The sequence below is a fragment of the Colwellia sp. SU-HH00943 genome (genome assembly GCF_057546125.1).
Window position 1 is genome coordinate 439,909 of sequence record NZ_BAAJLW010000003.1, and the last position, 24,319, is coordinate 464,227.

At 36.9% G+C, this 24,319-nt stretch carries 19 protein-coding genes; 7 read left to right on the forward strand and 12 right to left on the reverse strand.

The genetic code is table 11. The features are described from left to right. Nucleotides 1-7 precede the first annotated feature (7 nt). The 3 genes from AC27GZ_RS10350 to AC27GZ_RS10360 all read right to left on the reverse strand — a co-directional run bounded on the left by AC27GZ_RS10350 (nt 8) and on the right by AC27GZ_RS10360 (nt 2,988). A complete protein-coding gene (locus AC27GZ_RS10350) occupies nt 8-943 on the reverse strand; it encodes an NAD-dependent epimerase/dehydratase family protein (protein WP_487094917.1) in 936 nt (311 codons plus the stop codon). Beyond that, nucleotides 940-1,866 (reverse strand): bile acid:sodium symporter family protein, encoded by a 927-nt coding sequence (locus tag AC27GZ_RS10355; protein ID WP_487094919.1) that lies wholly within the window; start codon nt 1,864-1,866, stop codon nt 940-942. Before AC27GZ_RS10355 ends, AC27GZ_RS10350 begins: the two co-directional genes overlap by 4 nt. Before the next feature lie 114 nt (nt 1,867-1,980). Further along, nucleotides 1,981-2,988 (reverse strand): AraC family transcriptional regulator, encoded by a 1,008-nt coding sequence (locus AC27GZ_RS10360; protein WP_487094921.1) that lies wholly within the window; start codon nt 2,986-2,988, stop codon nt 1,981-1,983. A gap of 517 nt (nt 2,989-3,505) precedes the next feature. Between AC27GZ_RS10360 and AC27GZ_RS10365 the strand changes: the two genes are divergently transcribed. Together AC27GZ_RS10365 and pyrD are read left to right on the forward strand one after the other, a co-directional pair. After that, nucleotides 3,506-8,374: an NAD-glutamate dehydrogenase gene (locus tag AC27GZ_RS10365; RefSeq protein ID WP_487094923.1), complete on the forward strand. Its 4,869-nt coding sequence runs from the start codon at nt 3,506-3,508 to the stop codon at nt 8,372-8,374. Between the two features lie 109 nt (nt 8,375-8,483). Then, on the forward strand, nt 8,484-9,497 hold the full coding sequence (gene pyrD / locus AC27GZ_RS10370) for a quinone-dependent dihydroorotate dehydrogenase (RefSeq protein WP_487094924.1): 1,014 nt from the start codon (nt 8,484-8,486) through the stop codon (nt 9,495-9,497). Between the two features lie 120 nt (nt 9,498-9,617). On the opposite strand, the gene asnB is transcribed toward pyrD, so the two are convergent. After that, nucleotides 9,618-11,282: an asparagine synthase B gene (asnB, locus tag AC27GZ_RS10375; RefSeq protein WP_487094925.1), complete on the reverse strand. Its 1,665-nt coding sequence runs from the start codon at nt 11,280-11,282 to the stop codon at nt 9,618-9,620. A gap of 242 nt (nt 11,283-11,524) precedes the next feature. Beyond that, complete coding sequence (locus AC27GZ_RS10380) at nt 11,525-12,640, reverse strand: DUF3083 family protein (RefSeq protein WP_487094927.1); 1,116 nt, start codon at nt 12,638-12,640, stop codon at nt 11,525-11,527. A 179-nt stretch (nt 12,641-12,819) separates the two neighbouring features. On the opposite strand from AC27GZ_RS10380, the gene AC27GZ_RS10385 reads away from it, so the two are divergent. From AC27GZ_RS10385 to AC27GZ_RS10395, 3 genes are all read left to right on the forward strand, one after another. Continuing rightward, on the forward strand, nt 12,820-13,080 hold the full coding sequence (locus AC27GZ_RS10385; RefSeq protein WP_487094929.1) for a DUF5062 family protein: 261 nt from the start codon (nt 12,820-12,822) through the stop codon (nt 13,078-13,080). A gap of 295 nt (nt 13,081-13,375) precedes the next feature. After that, nucleotides 13,376-15,400: a marine proteobacterial sortase target protein gene (locus AC27GZ_RS10390; protein ID WP_487094930.1), complete on the forward strand. Its 2,025-nt coding sequence runs from the start codon at nt 13,376-13,378 to the stop codon at nt 15,398-15,400. After that, on the forward strand, nt 15,387-15,983 hold the full coding sequence (locus AC27GZ_RS10395; RefSeq protein ID WP_487094931.1) for a class GN sortase: 597 nt from the start codon (nt 15,387-15,389) through the stop codon (nt 15,981-15,983). The genes AC27GZ_RS10390 and AC27GZ_RS10395 overlap by 14 nt, the downstream gene beginning before the upstream one ends. A gap of 4 nt (nt 15,984-15,987) precedes the next feature. Here the strand turns inward: AC27GZ_RS10395 and AC27GZ_RS10400 are convergent, their stop codons facing one another. From AC27GZ_RS10400 to udk, 4 genes are read right to left on the reverse strand one after another with little or no spacing between them, the layout of a single operon-like run. Further along, nucleotides 15,988-16,569 carry a thymidine kinase gene (locus AC27GZ_RS10400; RefSeq protein ID WP_487094932.1) on the reverse strand — a complete coding sequence of 194 codons (582 nt, stop codon included), beginning with the start codon at nt 16,567-16,569 and terminating at the stop codon, nt 15,988-15,990. Between the two features lie 23 nt (nt 16,570-16,592). After that, nucleotides 16,593-17,414, reverse strand: a complete 822-nt coding sequence (gene deoC / locus AC27GZ_RS10405; RefSeq protein ID WP_487094933.1) for a deoxyribose-phosphate aldolase — start codon at nt 17,412-17,414, stop codon at nt 16,593-16,595. Between the two features lie 15 nt (nt 17,415-17,429). Further along, entirely contained in the window at nt 17,430-18,674 is a 1,245-nt protein-coding gene (locus tag AC27GZ_RS10410) for a NupC/NupG family nucleoside CNT transporter (RefSeq protein WP_487094934.1), read from the reverse strand. 43 nt (nt 18,675-18,717) lie between these two features. Further along, nucleotides 18,718-19,356 (reverse strand): uridine kinase, encoded by a 639-nt coding sequence (udk, locus tag AC27GZ_RS10415; protein ID WP_487094935.1) that lies wholly within the window; start codon nt 19,354-19,356, stop codon nt 18,718-18,720. Between the two features lie 250 nt (nt 19,357-19,606). On the opposite strand from udk, the gene AC27GZ_RS10420 reads away from it, so the two are divergent. Further along, complete coding sequence (locus tag AC27GZ_RS10420) at nt 19,607-20,881, forward strand: phosphopentomutase (RefSeq protein ID WP_487094936.1); 1,275 nt, start codon at nt 19,607-19,609, stop codon at nt 20,879-20,881. 90 nt (nt 20,882-20,971) lie between these two features. Here the strand turns inward: AC27GZ_RS10420 and deoD are convergent, their stop codons facing one another. The 3 genes from deoD to add all read right to left on the reverse strand — a co-directional run bounded on the left by deoD (nt 20,972) and on the right by add (nt 23,072). Continuing rightward, nucleotides 20,972-21,676, reverse strand: coding sequence for a purine-nucleoside phosphorylase (gene deoD / locus AC27GZ_RS10425; protein WP_487094937.1), 705 nt, complete (start codon nt 21,674-21,676; stop codon nt 20,972-20,974). Nucleotides 21,677-21,868: 192 nt separating this feature from the next. Then, nucleotides 21,869-22,039 (reverse strand): XapX domain-containing protein, encoded by a 171-nt coding sequence (locus AC27GZ_RS10430; protein WP_487094939.1) that lies wholly within the window; start codon nt 22,037-22,039, stop codon nt 21,869-21,871. A gap of 34 nt (nt 22,040-22,073) precedes the next feature. Beyond that, nucleotides 22,074-23,072 (reverse strand): adenosine deaminase, encoded by a 999-nt coding sequence (gene add / locus AC27GZ_RS10435; protein ID WP_487094940.1) that lies wholly within the window; start codon nt 23,070-23,072, stop codon nt 22,074-22,076. 186 nt (nt 23,073-23,258) lie between these two features. Here add and aroG point away from each other — a divergent pair, with 186 nt between their 5' ends. After that, entirely contained in the window at nt 23,259-24,317 is a 1,059-nt protein-coding gene (gene aroG / locus AC27GZ_RS10440; RefSeq protein WP_487094941.1) for a 3-deoxy-7-phosphoheptulonate synthase AroG, read from the forward strand. The last annotated feature ends 2 nt before the right edge of the window (nt 24,318-24,319 follow it).

The window sequence follows — 24,319 nt, forward strand, 5'->3', positions numbered from 1 at the left end:
AATTCTCCTACCACTGTGCTAAAAAAGCATCTAATGCTTGCTTAGTGGTATATCGCGGTTGATGATTAAATGTATTTTTAATTTTATCGTTAGCCAATACTGGACGGTATTTAATAAATTTTACTTGCTCAGGTCCGTACTGACTTAATCCCAGTGGTTTTGCGATGGCTAATGCTGCTTGTATTAACCAAGGAGGTAAGGGGAGATAAGGTTTATTTAGGTACTTAGCAATTTCTTGCATTGAAAGCGTACCATCACCAGCAATGTTGTATTCGCCAGTTACTTGTGTTGTAAGTGCTTCTACAATGTAATCTACAATATCTTCTGACCAAATAAAATTAAATGGCCCAGGGTAGCCTAGTAAGCCAACAATTATTTTTTGCCTAAATAAATTAACTACAGGTCCTTCAAAATCAGGACCAAGCACAGCTCCGGGGCGAAATACCACTTGTTTTAATTCGGGATGATCCTTTCTGTAATCAGCCATTAGTGTTTCAACAGCGGCTTTATGCGCACTATAAAAATAGTCGTCATTACCTTTAGGTAAACGGGTTTCAGTAATGATGTCTTTATTTTCAGGGTAATAACCGTAAGCGGCGCCACTAGTAGTAACAATAAACTTGTTTACCTTTAATTTGACCGATTTTTTCAGTAATTTTTTTGTCGCTAATACATCGATTTCATAGGCCGTCTTTCGTGGCATTTTTGCTGATATTTGTAAAATAGAGGCAAGGTGCACAATTTGGTTAGGCTTAACCTTTTCTAACCAAGTATCAAATTCAACACTACGTAAATCTAACTGTTGATAATATAGGTTTTCGGCATCAGCAAATGGGTTTTCTTTAATATCACTGGCAAATACTTCAAACGTTTTGTTAGCCACTAATGCTTTAACAACTCTACTGCCTAAGCAACCTGCAGCACCGGTAATCAAAATTCTCATTGTGATGTTTCTTGTTTGTGGGTGAAGATATGCTTTGAGAACCGGCGAAAAGTAACCGCGATTAACAAACCTGAAATAATATGCCATGTTCCCCAAAAAGCACTAATAAGCGCCATGCCAGCCTCACCATTAAATTGAGTAAAAACTATAGCAATCGCCAAAGATGAATTTTGCATACCTACTTCAATAGTGATTGCTTTGGTATCTTTAACCGATAACTGAGAGAATTTAGCGGCTGAAAAACCGAGCAATAATGCTAAGGCATTGTGGATTAAAACTATGGTAAAAATTAAACTAAAGTGAGACATAAACGCTTGTTGATTTTTAATAAGTGCAATAACGATAAAGGCAACGAGTGCCACTAAGCTACTTACCTTAAGTAGCTTATGAAGTATATTAGCGATAGTTGGGTACTTATGTTTTATCGTTAGCCCTATTATTAGCGGAATTGCTAATACATAAAAAAGATTAAAGAATAATGCTATTCCACTGACTTCGATCGCTTTCATTAAACTCGCTGTTTCTGGATTCAAACTAGCATAAAAAACAAAATTTAACGGCAGTAAAAAGATTGCTAATGCACTTGCCATTGCGGTAATAGAGATAGATAAGGCAGTATTCCCTTTGGCAAGATGAGTGATAAAGTTTGAAATAGCACCACCGGGACAACAAGCAACTAGAATCATTCCTAGCTCAATACCACTGGGTAATTCGAGTAATAAAGTTAATAAGGTTGTTATAACTGGTAGAGCAATAAATTGAGCCGATAACCCAGCTGCAACGGCTTTTGGCATATGAATAACCGCTTTAAAGTCTTGCCAATGAATATCTAAGGCTATACCTAAAATCATGCTTGCTAGCACTAAATTAAGCAGCCATTGGCTGTCAGTGTTGTAATAAACTTGGGCTGTTTCTACCAGCATAGAATATTTTACTCACTAGTTATTTTGAATTCATTCAGTCTAATCTAGCGCATTTAAGAAATAATGACATTACGCGCCATTATGTTGGCATATGAAGTTAATGATTATAAATGCTTATATACTATCTCTATACTGCTTTGGCGTTTGTGTAGTCCACCGTTTGAAAGCCCGTTGAAAAGCGCTTTGCTCTGAAAAACCGAGCATTTGGGCGATATAAATAACTTTAGTGTTAGTATTTTTTAAGTAACTGAGTGCTAATTCTTGTCTTATGCTATCAATCATATTCGTGAAGGTGAGACCATTGTCGCTTAATTTACGCTGTAGGGTTCTAACACTTAAACTTAGCTGATTTGCTGCTTCATCGATTTCCGGAACCCCAATGGGTAATTGGTTGATAATAAATTGGCGTACACTTTCTACAGGTGATAATTCCAACTTGTTACTGAGCATATTGTCAGCTTGGTTACACAGTGCTTCATTGATCTGTGGATCATATTTGGATAAAGGTACTTCGAGTGCAGAATTGGCGATTTGTATACCATTAAAGTCATGTTCAAAATACAAAGGGCAGTTAAAAAAACGTTGATAGCGGACTTTGTCAGTATCGCTTCCTTTGAAACTATGACTGAAATATATTGCACTAGGTGATGCTTTGTTAAGACTCAACTTTGCTGCCAGTGCAGCCCAGCCAGTAATTATCTCTTCAACAACATGATAATTACACTGGTAAGCTGGTATCCATTTCAACAGTAGGTTTTCACCGTACTGTTCGGTTAAGGGGGTACCAATATTGCCCACTAAAGATTGGTATTTTCTTTGTTTTTTCAGCGCATCAGTTAAAGTTTCGGCGGTAAAAGCAATATAGCCAAGAATGCCCCACCGATCAGGACTAATGGCTGCGCCAAAGTCAAATCCTAAGGTTGGTAGTTTATTTTGCTGCTCAACAAATGAAAACAATTGCTCGTAACCTAAACTATCAACTAATCCTTGCCCTTGGGTTAATTGTTGTTCAGTTGTATTAGCAACTGTTAATAACTCATTGCGGCAGTGTTTTATTTGTTCGTTCTGTTCAATAAAGTTTATCAATGCACGTACAGTAGCAATAGATATTTCTGTCTTCATTATTTCAACCTATTAATTCTGTCGTTTGGTATTCTGCTTGTTTAACGTGTGAAATGTTTCAAAGGAGCAATTTTTTTATTTATAAACTTGTTTATTGGTTAAGATATGGAAATTAAAACTAAGAAACTAGTTAATTTTAAAGTAAAAATAACTTTTTTTTCAATATATGCCTACTAGTTTATAACACAATAAGTTTGCGTTTATTTGCATATTTAAACAATAAATGGTTGAAATAAGCGCTAGTTATTTAACATAAATGCATAAACAAATTTTTTTGTAAAATAAAGTATTCGTATTAGTGGTTTAACTTTTGTTTTGATGAGAAAAAAACGCTCGCAATAGCTTAAATTTATTCATAAAATCTGTACTATACTGTAAAAGGTTTCAGTTTAAGTTTTACTGTGAACTTAAGTACGTCTATATAAATAATAAATCAAACTCTATGGTGATGATTTTTTCGCTTGAGTGTTAAATGTCAATTTAGCGATAAAATTAAGAACGAGCAAAAGGAAAAATAATGGCATTAGTAAACGGCGCACCGTCAGTGATACTTAAAAATGTAGCACAACTAATAAAGAAAAAAGTACCATCGGATTCAGCAGAGTTAGTCGCTCAATTTGCTGATTTACTCTATGGTAATATTTCATCACTTGATTTAGATAATAGAAATGATAGTGATATGTATGGCGCTACATTAAGTTTGTGGAGCTCATTAAATGAACATACTGATGAAGCACCTGTTATTCATGTTTTTAACCCAACGGTAAGTAAACATGGCTGGAAGTCGAGTCATACCGTTATTGAAGTAATTGTTAAAGATATGCCTTTTTTAGTGGATTCTATTCGAATAGCATTGAATAGGTTAGGGCTTTCCCCGCATTTAATGCTCAATTCACCATTAAAAATAGTGCGTGATGAAAATCAACAAATAGTAAAAATTACTCCTGCCGCAGATAGTAAAATAAAGGCGACTTCTCAAGAAACTGTTTTCTTCATAGAGATTGATCGCCAATCAAGCCAGCAAGAGCTTACCAATATTAAAAATGAGTTGTTTAGCGTAGTTGAAGATATTTTACTGACAGTGAATGATTGGCAACCAATGCTCAAACAATTAAATAGTATTATTGCTGATATCAAAAAAGGTAAATTACCTGGTCTTAAAAAAACAAAAGATGACACCATTGCGTTTTTATCATGGTTAGCAGCAAATAACTTTACGCTTATGGGCTATCGTTCATATAACGTGAAGGCGGTGAAAGGTGACATTAAACTTGAAGCTGATATGGACTCAAGCTTAGGGTTAATGAAAAACTCTACAGGGGTAAAAGATCGCTTAATTTCCAGCTTAAACACATCAGGTCGTGAACTAGCGCTAGGTGGAAACCATTTAATACTCACCAAGACTAATTCACACTCTAGAGTACATAGACCAGCACAACTTGATTATATCGGAATAAAACGTTTTGACAGTAAAGGTAATGTAATAGGTGAAGAACGTTTCATTGGCTTATTTGGCTCTGCTTATTATACAAATAGTGCATTAGACTTACCGCTTATTTCAACGAAAGTCATGGATGTTTGTAAAGCGTCTGGTTTTGCTGAAGGCTCTCACGCCTATAAAACTTTAATCAATATATTAGAAACTTATCCTCGTGATGAAATTTTACAATCGAGTGTCGATGAGTTATTACAAAACGTGATGGGTGTTCTGCAAATGCAAGAGCGCGATTATTGTGGCCTGTTTGTTAGACGAGACGCATTTGATCGCTTTTACTCTTGTATGGTTTATGTACCACGTGAGCGTTACAACACGAAATTACGTATAGAAACACAAAACCTGTTACAAGAAGCATTTGGTAGTAACGAAGATGTCGAATTTACTACTTATTTCTCAGAATCAGTCCAAGCAAGAACACATTATATTGTTCGGGTTAACTCAACAAAAGCAGATATCAACGTGAAAGAAATTGAAAAGAATTTAAATGAAGCAGCACGTAGCTGGGATGATAAATTAGTCAGTGCTTTATCTGCCAATAAAGGCGAGTCCGCTGCTAAAACGTTAAGTCGAAAATATGCAAACTTTCCACAATCATATAAAGATGCTGTTTTACCCGGCTCTGCCATTGTTGATATTGAAAAACTTGAACGTGTTAGCTTTTCAGATAACCTTGAAATGCTTTTTTATCAACCGCTTGAAGAAAAATCAGGTAGTCGCTTTGTTAAATTAAAACTCTTCCATAAAGGTGAGCCTATTCACTTATCTGACGTATTACCAATGTTAGAAAACTTTGGTTTACGTGTAATTGGCGAAAGTCCTTATGCGATCAAAAGCAGTGATGGAGAAATGTACTGGATTCTAGATTTCTCAATGCTGATAACCGGCGACAGTGACTTTGACGTCTATAAAGTACGTACGTTATTCCAAGACGCTTTTGCCAAAGTATGGCAGGGAGAACTTGAAGATGATGGTTTTAACCGATTGATTTTAGGAGCAGGCCTTGAAGGGCGAAGTGTTTCGGTGTTACGTGCATTTGCGAAATATGAACGCCAAATTGGAGGCACATTTAGTCAAAGTTATATCGAAGATACGTTTGCTGCCTACCCAGCAATAGCTGATTTATTGATTCAACTTTTTGTCTCTCGTTTTGATCCAAGTAATAAATCAACAGAAAGTGCAAAAGAAAAAGCGCAAACAAAACTGCTCACTGAAATTGAGAGTTCATTAGATGATGTTGCTAATTTAGATGACGATAGAATTATTCGTCGTTTTATAGAAATGATCTTAGCTACCATTCGTACTAACTATTTCCAAGTTGATAAACTGATGGGAGATAAACCTTATATTTCCTTTAAAATTGTGCCTGAAAAAATCAGTGAAATGCCACAACCAGTGCCAGCTTTTGAAATATTTGTTTACTCACCGCAAGTTGAAGGTGTCCATTTACGTGGCGGTAAAGTTGCCCGAGGTGGTTTACGTTGGTCAGACAGACGAGAAGACTTTAGAACTGAAGTCCTTGGCTTAGTTAAAGCACAACAGGTTAAAAACACGGTTATTGTACCTGTTGGTGCTAAAGGTGGTTTTGTTTGTAAACAACTTCCCAATGGCTCAAGACAAGAGATCTTTGAAGCAGGTAAAGAGTGTTATCGCACTTTCATACGAGCTTTGTTAGATATAACCGATAATATTGTTAACGGTGAAGTTGTACCGCCTACTGACGTGGTTCGACTTGACGAAGATGATGCTTATTTAGTTGTTGCTGCTGATAAAGGTACTGCGACTTTCTCAGATATCGCCAATGGCATTTCTGAAGAATATAATTTCTGGCTAGGTGATGCTTTTGCCTCAGGTGGTAGTGTTGGTTACGACCATAAAGCTATGGGGATAACCGCAAAAGGAGCTTGGGAGTCAGTAAAACGTCACTTTAGAGAGATGGATATTGACTGTCAAAGTACTGATTTTACCTGTATTGCTATTGGCGATATGGCGGGAGATGTATTCGGGAATGGCATGTTGTTATCTAAGCATATTTGTCTACAAGCGGCTTTCAACCATATGCATATTTTCATTGACCCAACACCAAATTCGGCGAAAACATACCCTGAGCGTGAACGCTTATTTAATTTACCCGGCTGTAGTTGGGAAGATTACAATAAAGATCTCATTTCAGCGGGTGGTGGAGTCTTTAGCCGTAGCGTTAAGTCGATAAAACTAACACCTCAAATTAAGAAAATGCTAGGCACACAAAAACAAAGCATGTCTCCTAATGATTTAATCCAAGCGATTTTGTCAATGAAAGTCGATTTGTTATGGAATGGTGGCATTGGTACTTATGTTAAAGGAAGTAAAGAAACGCATTTAGAAGTAGGTGATAGAGCTAATGATGGGCTACGTATAAACGGCAACCAACTACAAGCAAAAGTTGTTGGTGAAGGGGGTAACCTAGGTTTAACGCAGCTTGGTCGTATAGAATTTGCTGCTAATGGTGGTCGTATTAATACCGATGCTGTAGATAATGCTGGGGGTGTTGACTGTTCGGATAATGAAGTTAATATTAAAATTTTATTAAATGGCTTAGTTCAAAATGGTGACTTAACCGTTAAGCAACGTAATAAACTGCTTTATGATATGACTGATGAAGTAGCAGATATCGTTATTGAAGATTGTTACCGCCAAACGCATTCTTTATCAATCACAGCAATGCGTGGAGTTAATCAATTGAAGGAGCAAGTACGCTTTATTCACGAATTAGAGCGAACAGGTCAGCTAGATCGTGCCTTAGAGTTTATCCCTGACGATGAAGAGATAGCCGATAGACTTTCGTTAGGAACCGGCTTAACAAGGCCTGAAATTTCAGTATTACTTGCCTATAGCAAGATGGTATTAAAAGAAGATCTTGTTCACAAAGAAATTACTGATAATCCGTACTATGATCGCTTATTGATTAATTCCTTTCCAAAACAATTGCGTGATAAGTACCAAGATCAAATGCAACAACACCCTTTACGTGCAGAAATTATAGCTACTAAGTTAGCCAATAAAATTGGTAACGATATGGGCTTTAATTTTGTTAATCGCATGAAAGAAGAAACGGGTGCTACTGTGGCTGAAATAGCTAATAGCTACACGATGGCGTGCGCTGTATTTGAGTTAGAAGAATTTTGGGAAAAAATTGAAATACTCAATAATAAAATTTCTACAGCAATTCAAACTGAAATGCTATTCCAATATCGCCGTACGGTACGAAGAGCAACACGATGGTTCTTACGCCACCGTAATAAGTCAATTACTATTGAGCAATCGATAGCGTTGTTCCAGCCGACCTTTAAATTAATGGCTAAAAAACTTAATAGCCTATTAGTTGAAGATGAAGCTAGTCAATTGCAACGTGTTGAAGGTGATCTTACCTCTGCTGGAGTGCCAAAAGTTGTAGCTGCAAGAATTTCTCAATTAAGTACTATTTTCTCAGCGTTAGACATTGCTGAAATTGCGCAAGAAGATGGCCGTGATATTGAGTTAGTGGCGAGGTTGTACTTTAAATTAGGTGTTCGCCTTGAACTGCATTGGTTCTTAGATCAAATTACTCGACAAGCGGTTGGAAATCATTGGCAAGCACTTGCTAGAGCCTCATTTAGAGAAGAGCTTGATTGGCAGCAGCGTTCATTGACATCAGTTGTATTACGTTGTGATTGTGCGGCGCAAATAAATGACTTGGATGATATGGTGGACGCTTGGGTTGTAACAAATGCTCAAGCACTTGATCGTTGGAAGCATATATTAGCTGACTTTAAAGCGAGCCAAACGCATGAATTTGCTAAGTTCTCAGTGGCACTTAGAGAGTTAATGTTACTTAGCTTAAATTGCCAAAGGCTAATTAAAGAAAATTAATACCGTTAGTTCTTAAGAACAATACTATGAATTAACAACAGTAAACTGTTAAAATCCCTGTCTAGCTTCTTGCTCGTCAGGGATTTTTTATTTCAACATCAGAGGTGTTATGTTTTATTCAGCCATTCGTAAAGTATTTTTTCAGTTTGACGCCGAAACTATTCACGAGTTTACAATCAAAAGTTTAAAAAATACTGGTACAACCGTATTCAATAACCTTTATAAGCAGAAAGTCGATAATAAACCTGTCAATGTGATGGGTATTGAGTTTCCTAATCCTGTCGGTTTAGCCGCGGGTTTAGATAAAAATGGTGAGTGTATTGATGCTTTTGCTGCGATGGGCTTTGGTTTTGTTGAAGTGGGAACGGTAACCCCACGTCCGCAACCGGGTAATGATAAACCAAGAATTTTTAGATTACCTGAAGCAAACGCTATTATTAACCGTATGGGTTTTAATAATAAAGGAGTCGATTACTTAGTCTCACAAGTACGCGCTGCAAAATTTAAAGGTGTTTTAGGCATTAATATTGGTAAAAACAAAGATACTCCTGAAGAAAATGCCAAAGATGATTACATTCATTGTATGCGTAAAGTGTATGATTTTGCGACTTATATAACCGTTAACATTTCTTCTCCTAATACCCCAGGCTTACGTGCACTACAATACGGTGATGCGTTAAACGAGTTACTTGCCGCTTTAAAAGCTGAGCAAAAAATATTAGCAGACCAATTTGGTAAATATGTGCCCGTAGCAGTAAAAATAGCGCCAGATCTCAACGAGGAAGAAGTAAACGGCATTGCCCAATGTTTGATAGATAATGATATTGATGCAGTGATTGCTACTAATACAACCTTATCAAGAGAAGGCGTTGAAAATCTTGAACATGGTGAAGAGCAGGGTGGATTAAGTGGTGCGCCAGTAAAAGATAAAAGCACAACCGTTATTAAATTATTAAGTAAAGCTCTTGAGGGTAAATTACCTATTATTGGTGTTGGCGGTATTGCCTCAAGTGAAGATGCTAATGAAAAATTAGCGGCTGGTGCGAGTTTAGTACAAGTTTATACTGGCTTTATCTACCAAGGGCCAGAATTAATTAAAGACGTGGTAAATGGTTTAAAATAATTTTAAATCGAAGACACTAAATATTTTACCAATAAGCCATCCTTAATTGCCTAAAAATGAAAAAGCGAGTAATGAAAACCCATTACTCGCTTTTTTTATTCATATCAGTTAAATAAGTGGTTAGTAACTTTCGTTATGAACACTTAATACTGCACGACCTGAAGGATCAGCATTATCTTTAAAGCTTTCATCCCAAGCTAATGCTTCTTGTGTAGAGCAGGCAACTGATTTACCACCAATGACACAATCTGCTGCAGAAGGAAGAGGGTACTTTTCTTCAAAAATACTACGGTAGAAATAACCTTCTTTTGTATCAGGCGTATTTACAGGGAACCTGTGATGTGCATTTTCTAATTGTTGATCAGTTACTTGTGTTTCGATAAATGCACGTAAACCATCAATCCAGTTATATCCTACACCATCAGAGAATTGTTCTTTTTGACGCCATAAGATTTCTTTTGGTAAATAACCTTCAAACGATTCACGTAAAATCGCTTTTTCCATTTTACCGTTACCACACATCTTATCTTCTGGGTTAATACGCATTGCTACGTCCATGAAGTTTTTGTCTAAGAACGGAACACGCGCTTCAATACCCCAAGCCGACATCGACTTATTCGCACGTAAACAGTCAAACTTGTGTAAACGATCTAACTTACGGTTAAGCTCTTCGTGGAACTCTTGTGCGTTAGGTGCTTTGTGGAAGTATAAGTAGCCACCAAAGATTTCATCTGCACCTTCACCCGAAAGTACCATTTTAATGCCCATAGCTTTGATTTTACGCGCCATTAAGTACATTGGAGTTGATGCACGAATCGTTGTTACATCATAAGTTTCTAGGTGGTAGATAACTTCTTTAAGGGCATCAATACCTTCTTGTTCAGTAAAGATAACACTGTGGTGAATAGTGCCAATACTATCAGCAACTGTTTGCGCTGCGATTAAGTCAGGAGAGCCTTCTAATCCACACGCAAATGAATGTACTTTCGGCCACCAAGCTTCTGCCAAATCATTATCTTCTACACGGCGAGAGGCAAATTTTTGTGTAATGGCTGAAATTAATGATGAATCTAAACCACCTGAAAGTAATACACCGTATGGTACGTCAGTCATTAGGTGACTTTTTACTGACTCTTCTAAGGCTTCACGAATTTTTGTGGTGCTCGTGGTGTTATCTTTAATAGCATCGTATTTGTGCCAGTTACGTTTGTAGTACTTTTGTACTTCACCTACTTTACTATCGAGTATATGCCCAGGAGGAAACTCCTCAACACTGGTACACATAGGTATTAACGCTTTCATTTCTGATGCAACGTATAAGTGACCTTGCTCGTCGCGTCCCATATAAAGAGGAATAATACCAATATGGTCACGGGCAATTAAATAACTGTTATCTTCAGCGTTATATAAACAGAACGCGAACATACCTTGTAATTTGTCTACAAACTCAACGCCGTGCTCTGCATATAAAGGTAAGATCACTTCACAATCTGAAGCTGTTTTGAATGAGTAATCAATGTTTAACGTGGTTTTTAACGTTTTGTGATTGTAAATTTCACCGTTAACGGCTAAAACGTGAGTTTCATTTTCGTTATAGAGAGGTTGAGCGCCATGCTCAGTATCAACGATAGATAAACGTTCGTGTACTAAAATTGCATTGTCATTATGATAAATACCTGACCAGTCAGGACCACGGTGACGTAAAAGACGGGAACATTCTAAAGCTTGAGGGCGAAGTGCTTCCGCACCTGATTTTATATCTAATATACCAAAGATCGAACACATTGAAGCGCTACTCCTTTAATTAATATTGTTGGGATCAAATTGTGAATGCTAATACTAAAAAAAGTAAGTGATTAGCGAAAAGCCACTTTGCCAGTTTTTAAGGAAAAAGCAATTATAAAATTGAAGATTTTTAAATTAAATTGTTATAAGTAACTAATTTATGGCGTTTGAAAGGCGTTTTGTGTGATTTTTGGACAAAAGAAGGAGGTAGCTGCGTTTTGTCGAGCAGCTACCTGATTGGGTTAGTCCATATAATAACCAATGTGTTGATGTAAACGAACCAACATTTCTTCTTGGTCGTTTACAAAATCTAAACGTTCTGCAAATGAACGTAATGCTTGCTCTATTTGGTTTACAAATTTACCAAAACCATGTGGGGTTTTATTATGCTCACCCGCTACAAAAATTAACTGTATTGTATCAACAAGTTTTGCGCTATCCCATTTACACGTATAGCCACAACTCGTATGAGTTGGATTATAACCAAGCATGAGTAGCTCACCACTGGCAATAACATTTTCATCTTCGGCATTACGTACAATAGGAACTAAGCCATTTGCAATAACAGCACCGTTGTTTAAGTTTTGATTCTTAGCAGAAGTTATAAACGCATCAGCAACTAAATTATACAATTCGTTGTATTTCTCTTTGCTATCTTCACTATCTGGCGCTAATGAACGAATTCTTCGATTAACAGGTAGATCGACAACCGCATAGGTAAGGGCATCAATTGCTTCTGGTAAGTTTTGCTCATCAGCTAAGTAACGATTAGTAATTGAACGGAACTTATGAACTTGAGATCCTTCAACACCCTTATTTTTAGCAAATAAATCATACGTTAAATGCTGGTGGTCACAAAGACGTATAGTAGATTTATCAACCGTTAATTGCTCCGCAAGATTCTCAACCGCTTTGGTAACTTTTTTATGGAATTTTGCTGAATTAATTCTTAACTCAGAGCCATTAGCAAGAAAAACAAGCGTGATTTTTTTAGCACGTTTACTACCATCAATGTAGCTATTTTGGCTTGTATGATAAGCCGGGTTGTAAAGAAACAATAATTGCTGTTTAGTCTCTGATGTTAATTTTTCAGGGCTAAAACGTACACGAGTAAATTTATCATTAGCGACAAATTGGCAACTTTCAATATTTAGCTCATCGTTAATTTTAAAAAACAATTCAGCTATTGTTTGATAGAATTTTTTATAAGGTTGTGCAGATTCTTGATCAATTAAATCAGCATATTTAGCGATTAATTCGTCCGTAAGTGGGAATTTAACCATTAGATATTGGTTTTCACGAGCGGAAGAGGGAATATATACTTTATGTTGAACTTTTCTAGTGCGTGAGATTGACATACTTCATCCTGATTCTTATTTTTCTACATGTTTACTAACTATTTAGCATTATAATAAATTAGTATTGTTCTTTTGCTGATATAAATCAATTATCCCATCAAACCAAATCAACAGGTGATTGACTTACTTCAAGTTTTAACGCATCTTTACTATACCTTAATTATTCAGATTTACATATAATGAAAAAATTGAAAAATGAAGCAGAGCTACTAAAGAAAGCTTTATTAATAGGCGAAAAATATGCTGTCAATAGAGGCTATAATGGCTTTTCTGCCACAGATTCAGCTAAAGAAAAAGTTGAAATTTTGTATCGTTTACTGGTTAACGATAAGCTTATTCAGCCTTTAGCGGTTGATCATGAAGATCAACCTAATATGAAGCATAAACTGGCCCTATGGATTGCTAAACAATTACCCGAAGGTCATGCATTATTAAAATAAGCATTTTCACTATTGCCATAATTCGTCATAATTAATCATTCCTTTGCCATAGTTTAGCGTTAAAAAGACATTTCTATTTTTCATTATTAAACTTTCTTCTACATGGAGTTTAATAATGACAACCCCCAACCAGTCTCAGCCAGTAAAAATCACTCCTCGCTTCGTTTTTAATCTTGGGAGATGTTTCAGGCTTAATAGCATAAATTGTTTATGCGAAAATTTAGCTCGGCTATTTGCGGTTTTGATCTGCACTTTAGGATTTATACCCCTATATACGCAAGCGTCTGAACCAACAATGCAAGAACAAATCCCATACCATGAAGTAAGCTCGGGAAGCTTGTATTTTAAAACTGATCAAGGCTATCAAAGTGCAGTCACACAAAATAGTGATTATCAGATTGAAGTAAACGGTCTATTAGCTCGTGCTTTATTAACTCAATCATTTAAAAATACTAGTGAAGATTTTGTAGAAGCAGTTTATGTTTTTCCTTTAATAGATGATGCTGCTGTCGATTCAATGTTAATGGAGATAGGGGAGCGCCGTATTGTTGGAAAAATAAAAGAGAAGCAGCAAGCTAAACAGCTCTATCAAAAAGCAAAACAACAAGGTAAAAAAGCGAGTTTGGTCAGTCAACAACGACCTAATGTTTTTACCACTAAAGTAAGTAATATCGCACCTGGAGAAACGATTAAAATTACCATAGGCTATTTACAATCGGTTGCTTATGAATACGAGGAGTTTTCATTAAGAATTCCTTTAACATTAACACCTAGATATAGTCCTCAGCCCTTAACTATCACTGATAGTGACCGCGCTGAAAAAGGGGGGGGTTCACATGAATATGATAATACTCAAATAAGCAATCATACTACTATCACTGATTTTGGTTGGGCGGAGGTTTCTCCTTCTTTTACCAGAAATAGCCGAGGTCAACATGTAACAATAGATGTATCATTAAATACCGGCTTAGCACTCACAAATGTCGTAAGTCGTTATCATCCTATACATAAAACTCAACGAAGTAATTTAACGCAAGTTTCTCTTGTCGAAAACAAGGCTTTATTAGATCAAGATTTTGTCCTGACATGGCAAGTTGCTCAGGGGAGAAACCCAAAGGCTGCGTTTTTTCAGATGACAGATAATGATTTTAATTATGGTTTATTGATGGTCATGCCGCCAAAAGTAAAACAAGGAAAAGCGATTGATAAGGAAGTTACCTATATCATTGATGTGTCGGGCTCAATGGGAGGTGTTGCTATTGAGCAGGCTAAACAAGCCTTGCGTACGGCTCTTGATTTATTATCCCCCAGTGACTCATTCAATATTATTGCCTTTAACAATAAAATTAATATGTTATTTCAACGTAGCCTTGATGCCAATGCCATGAATCTAACGTTGGCAAAACACTGGCTAGAAAGCTTAAGAGCAGGCGGTGGTACTGATATGTATCCCGCCATTGACAAAGCGTTAATCCATGAACAAGCAAGTGATAAATATAAGCAGGTAATATTCATCACTGATGGAAGTGTAACCAACGAGCAGGCACTTTTTACGCTTATCGAAAACAAATTAGCGAATACTCGTTTACATACTGTAGGCATTGGCTCTGCTCCGAATAGTTACTTTATGTCTCGCGCAGCCGAGTCTGGTCGCGGCACGTATCGTTACATTGGCTCAGTGAATGACGTTAGTTCTAAAATGCACTCCTTATTTAGTGCTATTAATAATCCTGTGATGAGTAACATTAACGTCAACTGGCCTGAATCAGGGGTTGAGAGTTACCCGATATTGATTCCTGATTTATACCAAAAACAACCTTTAGTAATTAGCGCTAGATGGCCCAAAAAAATGGTTAAGAAAGGAGAGTCTAAAGTAACAGTAACAGGGCAGTTATCAGATCTTGATTGGCAAGAAGAAATTCAAACAGCCAAACATCAGCAGCAAAAAAATACAGGGTTAGATCAGTGGTGGGCTAGGCAAAAAATCAAGCATTTAACTAGCTTACATAGACGAGCAGATTTACAAACCAAACAAGCGATAGAAACACAAATAACCTTATTAGCGCTAAACCATCATTTAGTTTCTCCCTATACAAGTTTTGTTGCTATAGAAGAGCAGAGCAGCCGAAATAAAGACCAACGTCTAGCAAAACATAAAGTGTCTAATTTAATGCCCAAAGGCTCAACTCAAGTGATCCCTTTAAGTAATACAAGCTTAGGCGTAAACCGATATATGTTTACCGGTTTAATATTGTTTTTTATTGGCTTACTAATTCACTTACTACAACTAAAAAGAACAAAGACTAATGAACGCTCATAAGTTAGTTCTATGGAAGTGGTTAACTATCAGTTGCTTAATATTTGGAGGAGGGTTTTTATTTCAAAGTGGTTATCTAATAGCTAAAGCTTATCTAGCGCAAATATTACTTACTCAGACTTGGCAAAGTATTATAAGTAAGGATATAGAAACACAAAGTCCACCATGGCCATGGGCTGATTTTTATCCTGTTGCTAAATTGACTGTTAATGGCTTGGGTATTTCACAGATTGTTCTTAACAATGATTCAGGGCAAGCACTTGCCTTTGGGCCGGCACTAACTGGCATCAATGAGATTGATTTTAAAGGAACCATGGTAATTTCTGCGCACAATGATAGTCATTTTAAGTGGCTTGAGTTACTTAAACTAGGCGAGCAGATCGTCATTGAAAATAATCAACAACAACAAACATACTATGAGGTTCAGCACATGAGTGTGATAGATACTCGAGAAACAAAGCTGACACTTCAAGTTAGCCAAAAGGGCTTAGTCTTGGTTACGTGTTACCCTTTTGCTAGCTTGGAAAGCTCGACACCATATAGGCTAGTGGTTTATTTAACACAAAAGGATAAGGTAATGGTTTAAGGGCTTATTTGAGCGCAACGTATTCTTTGAAATGGCTTCGACAGAGTGCTTGATAGCGCTCATTGCCACCTACTTCGACTTGTTCACCACCCGTAACAGCATTGCCATGTTGATCAAGTCGAATAACAAAATTAGCTTTTCTGCCACAATGACAAATAGTTTTGAGTTCCACCAATTTATCTGCCCAAGCAAGTAAAGCGGCACTCCCTGAAAATGTTTGCCCTAAAAAATCGGTTCTAATTCCGTAGGCCAAAACAGGGATGGCAAGGTCATCAACAATATCAGTTAATTGCTTTACTTGTGGTTTGGTTAAAAACTGGGCTTCATCAATTAATACACAGGCGATATTATCATGTTCATGAAGTACTTTTACCTCATGGAATAAATCAGTTTCTTCAGTAAATAAATTAGCATCAGCATGAATGCCTAAACGAGAAGATACTTTACCTTTTGCATACCGATCATCAATTTGTGCAGTATAAAGTGCAGTGCGTAAACCACATTCATTATAATTATAAGAAGATTGTAATAAATGCGTTGATTTTCCTGCATTCATTGAAGAATAATAAAAATACAGTTGAGCCATAAGGGATTGCCGATTGATTAAAGTTAGTAGGCTTGTTCGCCTGAGCTGTTATCCAAGTTTACGCTGTTTTCTGTGCTCTGATTATCATCAGCATTAAGTGTTGTTAATAGGTTTGATAATAAACTACTGGCACCAAACCTAAAGTGTTCTGCATCGAGCCAATCAGCACCTAAAATGTCATTCGCTAATGACAAATAAACTTCAGCATCATGTGCATTTCTAACACCGCCAGCAGCTTTAAAACCTACATTTAAGTGAGTGTTCTTTATGACCTTGAGCATGAACTCTGCCGCTTCTGGCGTAGCATTAACGGCTACCTTGCCAGTAGATGTTTTAATAAAGTCAGCGCCTGCTCGAATTGAAACTTCACTGGCGAGTGTGATTAATTCTGGTGTTTTTAATTCACCACTTTCTATGATTACTTTCAGTAATACATTTTTAGGGCAGACATTTTTACAGGCCTCAACCAACTCAAAGCCTGTGTTGATATCTCCAGCAATAAGAGCTTTATAGGGGAAGACAACATCAATCTCATCTGCACCATAGGCTACAGCAGCGCGAGTTTCTGCAACCGCAATGTTAATATCATTATTTCCATGAGGAAAGTTAGTGACTGTAGCAACTTTTATATCAGGTGTACCTTGCTCAGCTAATATCTTTTTAGCTAATGGGATAAAGCGCGGAAAAATACAAATAGCCGCTGTATTGCCAACGCTTGATTTAGCTTGCTGACATAAAGCGATGATATCTTCAGGCGTCTCTTGATCTGTTAAACTGGTTAAATCCATCAAGCTAAGTGCTTGTTTTGCTATTTGTTCTATGTGAGTTAAGTTTGATTGAGTCATGAAAAATACCGAAAATTAAAGCGCTATAAATACGCCAGCAATTGCGGCGCTCATTAAGTTAGCTAACGTAGCAGCCAGCATAGCTTTCATACCAAGTTTAGCAATATCATGTCGTCTATTCGGTGCCATAGAGCCTATGCCGCCCAGTAAAATAGCAATTGATGATAAGTTAGCAAAACCACATAGTGCAAAGGTTATGATGGCTTGAGTGCCTTGAGATAATTCATCTTTCACTTCTACAAAATTTACATAAGCAAAAAATTCATTAACAACAATTTTTTGTCCGATAAAGCTTCCTGCTTGTAGCATCTCTGCTGAAGGTACGCCTATAAGGAAAGCTATGGGTGCAAATAAATAACCTAAAAGCCACTCTATGGTTATGCCTTCAAAGCCAAACAATGCTGCAACACCACCTACCATAGAGTTCAGTAAAGCAATTAAAGCAATAAAGGCTAATAACATGGCGCCTACGTTCACGGCTAATTTTAATCCTGATGCTGCGCCACTTGCGGCAGCGTCGATAACATTACTTGACTCTTCGCCAGAGTCTTTGGTTATTAAATCTTCTTTGCTGATTTTTTCTGGTTCAAGCTCAGGGATGATTATCTTTGCCATTAATAAGCCACCTGGTGCAGCCATAAACGAAGCAGCGATCAGGTATTTCAAATCAATACCTAGGCCAGCGTAGCCTGCTAAAATAGAACCTGCAACAGAGGCTAAACCACCCACCATAATGGCAAACAACTCAGATTGCGTCATACCTGCAATATAAGGCCTAATCACTAATGGAGCCTCAGTTTGGCCAACAAAAATATTTGCTGTTGCAGAGAGTGATTCAGGTTTAGAGGTTTTTAAAAGTTTTTGAAGCCCACCTCCAATCACTTTGACCACCCATTGCATAATGCCTAAATAATAAAGCACAGCGATTAACGATGAGAAAAAGATAATGACAGGTAATACGCGAACGGCAAAAACAAAGCCGACACCATTACCAAACATTGCATCCGTTCCTAAGCCGCCAAATAGGAAGTCTATACCGACTTTAGCACTATCGATAACGGTTTGTACGCCACCGGATATTGACGTTAATACATCTTTACCAAACGGGATGTATAGTACAAATGCACCTAAGGAGAGTTGTAAAATAAAAGCCCAAGCGACAGTACGTAAGTTAATGGCTTGCCTTTTTTTTGATAAGAGTACGGCAATGGCTAATAAAATAATGATGCCAAAAATACCGCGCAGTGCTGTTAAATCCATATGATGCTCTTATTATTTTTTTATGATGTGTTTCTAGTTCATGTTATTGAGATAGCTGACGAATTTTTGCTTTAAGCACTTCAATAGCCATGCGATTTTTACCACCACGAGTAACCACTATATCAGCCCAAGCTTTAGAGGGTTCAATAAATTGATAATACATAGGGCGCACAGTGGACAGGTATTGGGTGGTAATCGACATTAAGCTTCGATCTCGCTCAATTGTGTCGCGCTCAATTCGTCTGATCAGGCAAATATCGAGCGGCGTATCCATATACACTTTTATATCAAAGCAATTGCGTAACTCAGGGTTAGACAGTAACAATATGCCTTCTACTAAAATGATCTTAGTGGGTTTAACATTTATAGTTTCTTGCAAACGGGTATGTGTTTTATAGCAATATACAGGGCTACTAATATCTTGTTGGTTTATTAAGGTGCTTAAATGCTTACTTAAAAGTTCATGCTCAAATGCTTTTGGATGATCATAATTTGTTTGGTTTCGCTCATCCATGCTTAGGTGTGATTGATCGCGATAGTAAGCATCTTCTTTAATGATAGAAATGCCATCTTTGCCTAATTCAGGCAGCAATTCATTATAAATAGTTTCAGCAAACAGTGACTTGCCTGATGCAGATGCGCCTGCAATGGCTATTACTGTGGTTTTATTTGGATGCGTCATCAATGTTTCCGTGGGTAATAAAGCACACTAGATTAAGAATGTAGAATTAAAGGTATACTTAAATTGTACTATATTGTTAGTAAAATAGTTCAGCAAAATAGTTAAGTTAAAAGTTAAGCAATAATTTTTTATTATATTGTTCAATAAGCACTTAAAGCTTGTCTGAATATAATAAAAGCATTAAATTATCACAAGCTGACTAAATGGTCATGTTTATTTTTATTCTTTAGATAAATAGGTTTTTATTTTTATGGCAAGAGCAATAGTTATCGTGTTGGACAGCTTTGGCGTTGGCTATAGTCACGATGCTGAAAAGTTTGGTGATGTTGGTGCTAATACGTTTATTAATTTAGCTCAATATTATTTTGAAAATGAAAACAAAGTCATTCAACTTCCTGAGTTAGGGGCGCTTGGCTTACATGAGTTAAGTAAACAGGCGAGTAGTGAGGAGACATGGCAAAAATTTGCACAATGCTTAACCACAAATCATAAAACTATTAATGATTTTTATTATACGCCAACTAAAGGGGCGTATGGTTATATGGCTGAGTTAAGTACAGGCAAAGATACGCCTAGTGGTCATTGGGAAATGGCTGGTGTGCCCGTCATGTTTGATTGGGATTACTTTGAAAACAAAACTAATGCTTTTTCAGCTGAGTTGATTGAAGCCATAAGCGCTAAAACAGGCGTTATGGGTTTGTTAGGTAATTGTCATGCCTCGGGTACGGATATTATCAAGGCGTTAGGAGAGGAGCATATTCAATCAGGTATACCCATTTGTTACACCTCAGCAGACAGTGTTTTTCAAGTTGCCGCTCACGAACAGCATTTTGGTTTAGATAATTTATATCAGTATTGTCAGCAAATCCGTGAGTTATTGGATGAATTGGGTTTAAAAATAGGTCGTGTTATAGCTAGACCTTTTATTGGCAGTGATAGCAACAATTTTGTACGTACAGGCAATAGACGAGATTATTCAGTATTACCGCCTAAACCAACGGTATTAGAAAAAATATCGAATGCTGGTGGCGAAGTCATTAGTGTAGGCAAAATTGCTGATATTTTTGCCCATCAAGGAGTAACAATAAAAACCAAAGCAACAGGGCTTGAAGCTTTAGTCAATGCAACAATCAATCATATTAATACTGCACCAGATAACAGCCTTATATTTACTAATTTAGTGAACTTTGATCAAGACTTTGGACACCGACGTGATGCTATTGGCTACGCACAGGAGTTAGAAGCTTTTGATAAACGTTTACCAGAGATAATTAACAGCATGAATGAGGGAGACATGCTGCTATTAACGGCAGATCATGGTTGTGATCCTACTTGGCAGGGCAGTGATCATACAAGAGAGTTTGTACCTATATTATGTTATCACCACCAAATATTGTCAGTTGATTTAGGTTTACGAAGCAGCTTTGCTGATTTAGGGCAAACTGTTGCTGAGCTTTTTAATGTTCAAGCTATGGACAATGGTGTTAGCTTCTTAGCGGATATTGATTTAAGCGCTCATTCATAAGTTACAAACAGATAAAAAAAACCTGCAATGTTGCAGGTTTTTTTGTATGCGATTGATTGTTTTATCTCATTTACTTATCGAGCAAAGTTATTACAGAATGCTTTCTAATGTTAGCTTCATCATATCTTTAAACGTTGTTTCGCGCTCATCGGCCGTGGTTTGCTCACCGGTTTTTATATGATCAGAAACGGTTAGTACCGTTAATGCCTTTTTACCGTATTCTGCAGCGACACCATATAAACCGGATGCTTCCATTTCAACGGCTAAAATACCATACTTTTCCATTAAGGCGAACATTTCTGGTTGTGGTGTGTAAAACAAGTCTGCGGTAAAAATATTACCTACACGTACTTTTTGTCCAAGCTTATCGGCAGTATTTATGACTTTATGCAATAAACCGAAATCTGCACAAGCAGCAAAATCACATTGATTAAAACGCTGGCGGTTTACATTAGAATCGGTACTGGCAGCCATGCCGATTATGATATCGCGAATTTTCACGTCATCACGAACTGCACCACATGAGCCGATGCGAATAATATTTTCAACACCGTAGTCTTTATATAACTCAGTGGCATATATCGAAATTGAAGGAATCCCCATGCCTGAGCCCATCACAGAGATAGGTTTACTTTGATAGGTTCCGGTATAACCTAATACGTTGCGAACGCTGGTCACGCAGGTAGCATCATCTAAAAAGTTTTCGGCAATAAATTTTGCTCTTAGTGGATCGCCCGGCATAAGTACCGTTTTGGCAAAATCCCCATTTTTTGCGGAGATATGAGGTGTGCTCATGAAATGTCCCTTGTAAAAAATTTTTAAGAAGTCATTATTCAGTAAGTTTCTAGCCAGAACTATTCAACATAACATTGAATTTGTTTCTACTATCAAGGGTGTTTTACTGAACGGTTAGTTTAGCAATATGAAAAAGTAAAGTGTATTGCTTTCATCACATTTTTTTCTAACTAAAATTTCTAGCTATAGTTTCTAACTAAAAAAACGCGTTAAAATAAATTGATAACCAACCCCACCTAGATAAATGCCAAAGATACCGGCAATTCCTGATAAAACAGGTGGTGCAGGTAAGGGGAGTTTTAGAAAAGAAAACATTATGCCAACTACTGCCCCAGTAGCTAAAGAAATTAATACTTCAGTCATGTTTTGCTCCTTTTTATTGAAATTATAGTAAGTCTTATAACAGTATATTTTGTTTTAGCGCTGTTTTCTCATTATGCGATAAAAAGCAAACGTCTAAGGCATTTTGTTGTAGTTTACTTATCTCGCTTTCAGAGAAGTTTAATACCTTTTGAGCAAGTTCGAATTCATGCTTAATTTCAATGCCTTCTACGGCAGGATCGTCAGTATTTAAACAAGCTTTTATTCCCTTATCCAGAAAGGTTTTTAAAGGATGCTGAGTTAAATCTTTCACTGTCCCTGTTTGGAAGTTTGAGGTTAAGCAAGACTCTATGGCAATATTATGTTGCGCCATATAATTCATTAATTCATTATCATTGATACATGCAACGCCATGACCGATGCGTGTTGCTCCTAGCTCTTTTATAGCTTGCCATACACTTTCTGCATTGCCTGCTTCACCTGCATGCACAGTAACATTTAAGCCTGCATCGCGTACTTGTTTAAAATGATCAGTAAATAATGTGCCTGGAAAATTATACTCATCACCGGCTAAATCAATGGCGATAAGATGCTGTTTATGGGCTAAAAGTGCATTAAGCTCCTTTTGGCAATGGTCTACACCAAAGGTTCTACTTAAAATCCCGATTAAGTTGATGTGAATGTTAAAACTTTTTTTAGCCGTGCTAACGCCATCAATAACGGCTGTAACTACTTCTGAAATGTCTAGGTTATGATTCATCGCCATGTAGTAAGGAGAGAAGCGTAACTCAGCATAATGTAAACCAGCGTTATAAGCATCTTCAACATTTTCATAAGCAATGCGTTTAACATCATCAAGATTTTTTAAGACAGCAACACCCCAATCGAGTTTTTTAAGAAAAGCCAGTAAATCTGGTTCGCTGAGTTGGATCTGAACATGAGGAATAAAAGCATCAAATGTTGTTGTTGGTAATTCAATATTATTTTTAAGCGCTAATTGCCAAATTGTGGTAGGGCGAATGTTACCATCAAGGTGACGATGTAAGTCCATTAAAGGCAGTGTAGTGTCAATCATTTTACAAACATCTCATAGAATTTAACTAATCTTTGATTATATGGGAATTTTGCACTTTCTCCACTGGTATTAGCCTGTTAACACTGGTAAATTGGCACTGAATTATCTGTTTAGGCGTCTAGACGTAATTTAAGTAGTAAAGTTATCGCAAACCCTACAAAGGGAATATTGAAAAGAGAGTGAAAAATGTACCAAACTGACGATGTGCGCATCAATAAAATCAAAGACTTATTACCCCCTATCGCATTATTGGAACGATTTCCAGCGTCAGAGCAAGCAACTAAATCAGTCGTTGCAGGACGAGCAGCTATTCATAATATATTGAATGGTAAAGATGATCGTTTACTTGTTGTAATTGGCCCATGTTCTATTCATGATCCAAAAGCTGCGATTGAATACGGTCAACGCTTGGTGAAATTACGTGAAAAATACAAAAACAATTTAGAAATTGTAATGCGTGTTTATTTTGAAAAACCGCGAACCACAGTTGGCTGGAAAGGATTAATTAATGATCCTTATATGGATAATAGCTTTAAACTAAATGATGGCCTGAGAATGGGCAGAAAGTTATTACTAGATATTAATGAACTTGGCTTACCTACAGCCGGTGAGTTTTTAGATATGATTACTCCACAATATATGGCTGATTTTATGTGTTGGGGAGCTATCGGTGCTCGTACAACTGAATCTCAGGTGCATCGTGAGTTAGCTTCAGGTTTATCATGTCCTGTTGGTTTTAAAAATGGCACCGACGGTACTATTAAAATAGCAATAGACGCTATTGGCTCTGCTGCAGCTTCACATCACTTCTTGTCTGTTACTAAATTTGGTCATGCTGCCATTGTAGAAACAACAGGTAACAATGATTGTCATATTATTTTGCGTGGTGGTAACACAACAACAAATTATGATGCCGATAGTGTTAATGAGGTGACTAACCAGCTTGAGCAAGTTGGTTTAAATACGAAGATTATGATTGATTTTAGCCATGCAAACTCGAATAAAAAGTTTGAAAATCAAATGATAGTTTCTACTGATGTTTGTGAGCAAATCGTTCATGGAAATCAAAATATTTTTGGTATTATGGCGGAAAGTCATTTAGTTGAAGGTAATCAAAAGCTGGTTAATGGCAAAGCGCAAGTTTATGGCCAAAGTATTACTGATGCTTGTATTGGCTGGCAAGATACGGAAACTATGCTTGCTCAACTAAACCAAGCTGTTTCAACCAGAAGAAGCACCTTATAATA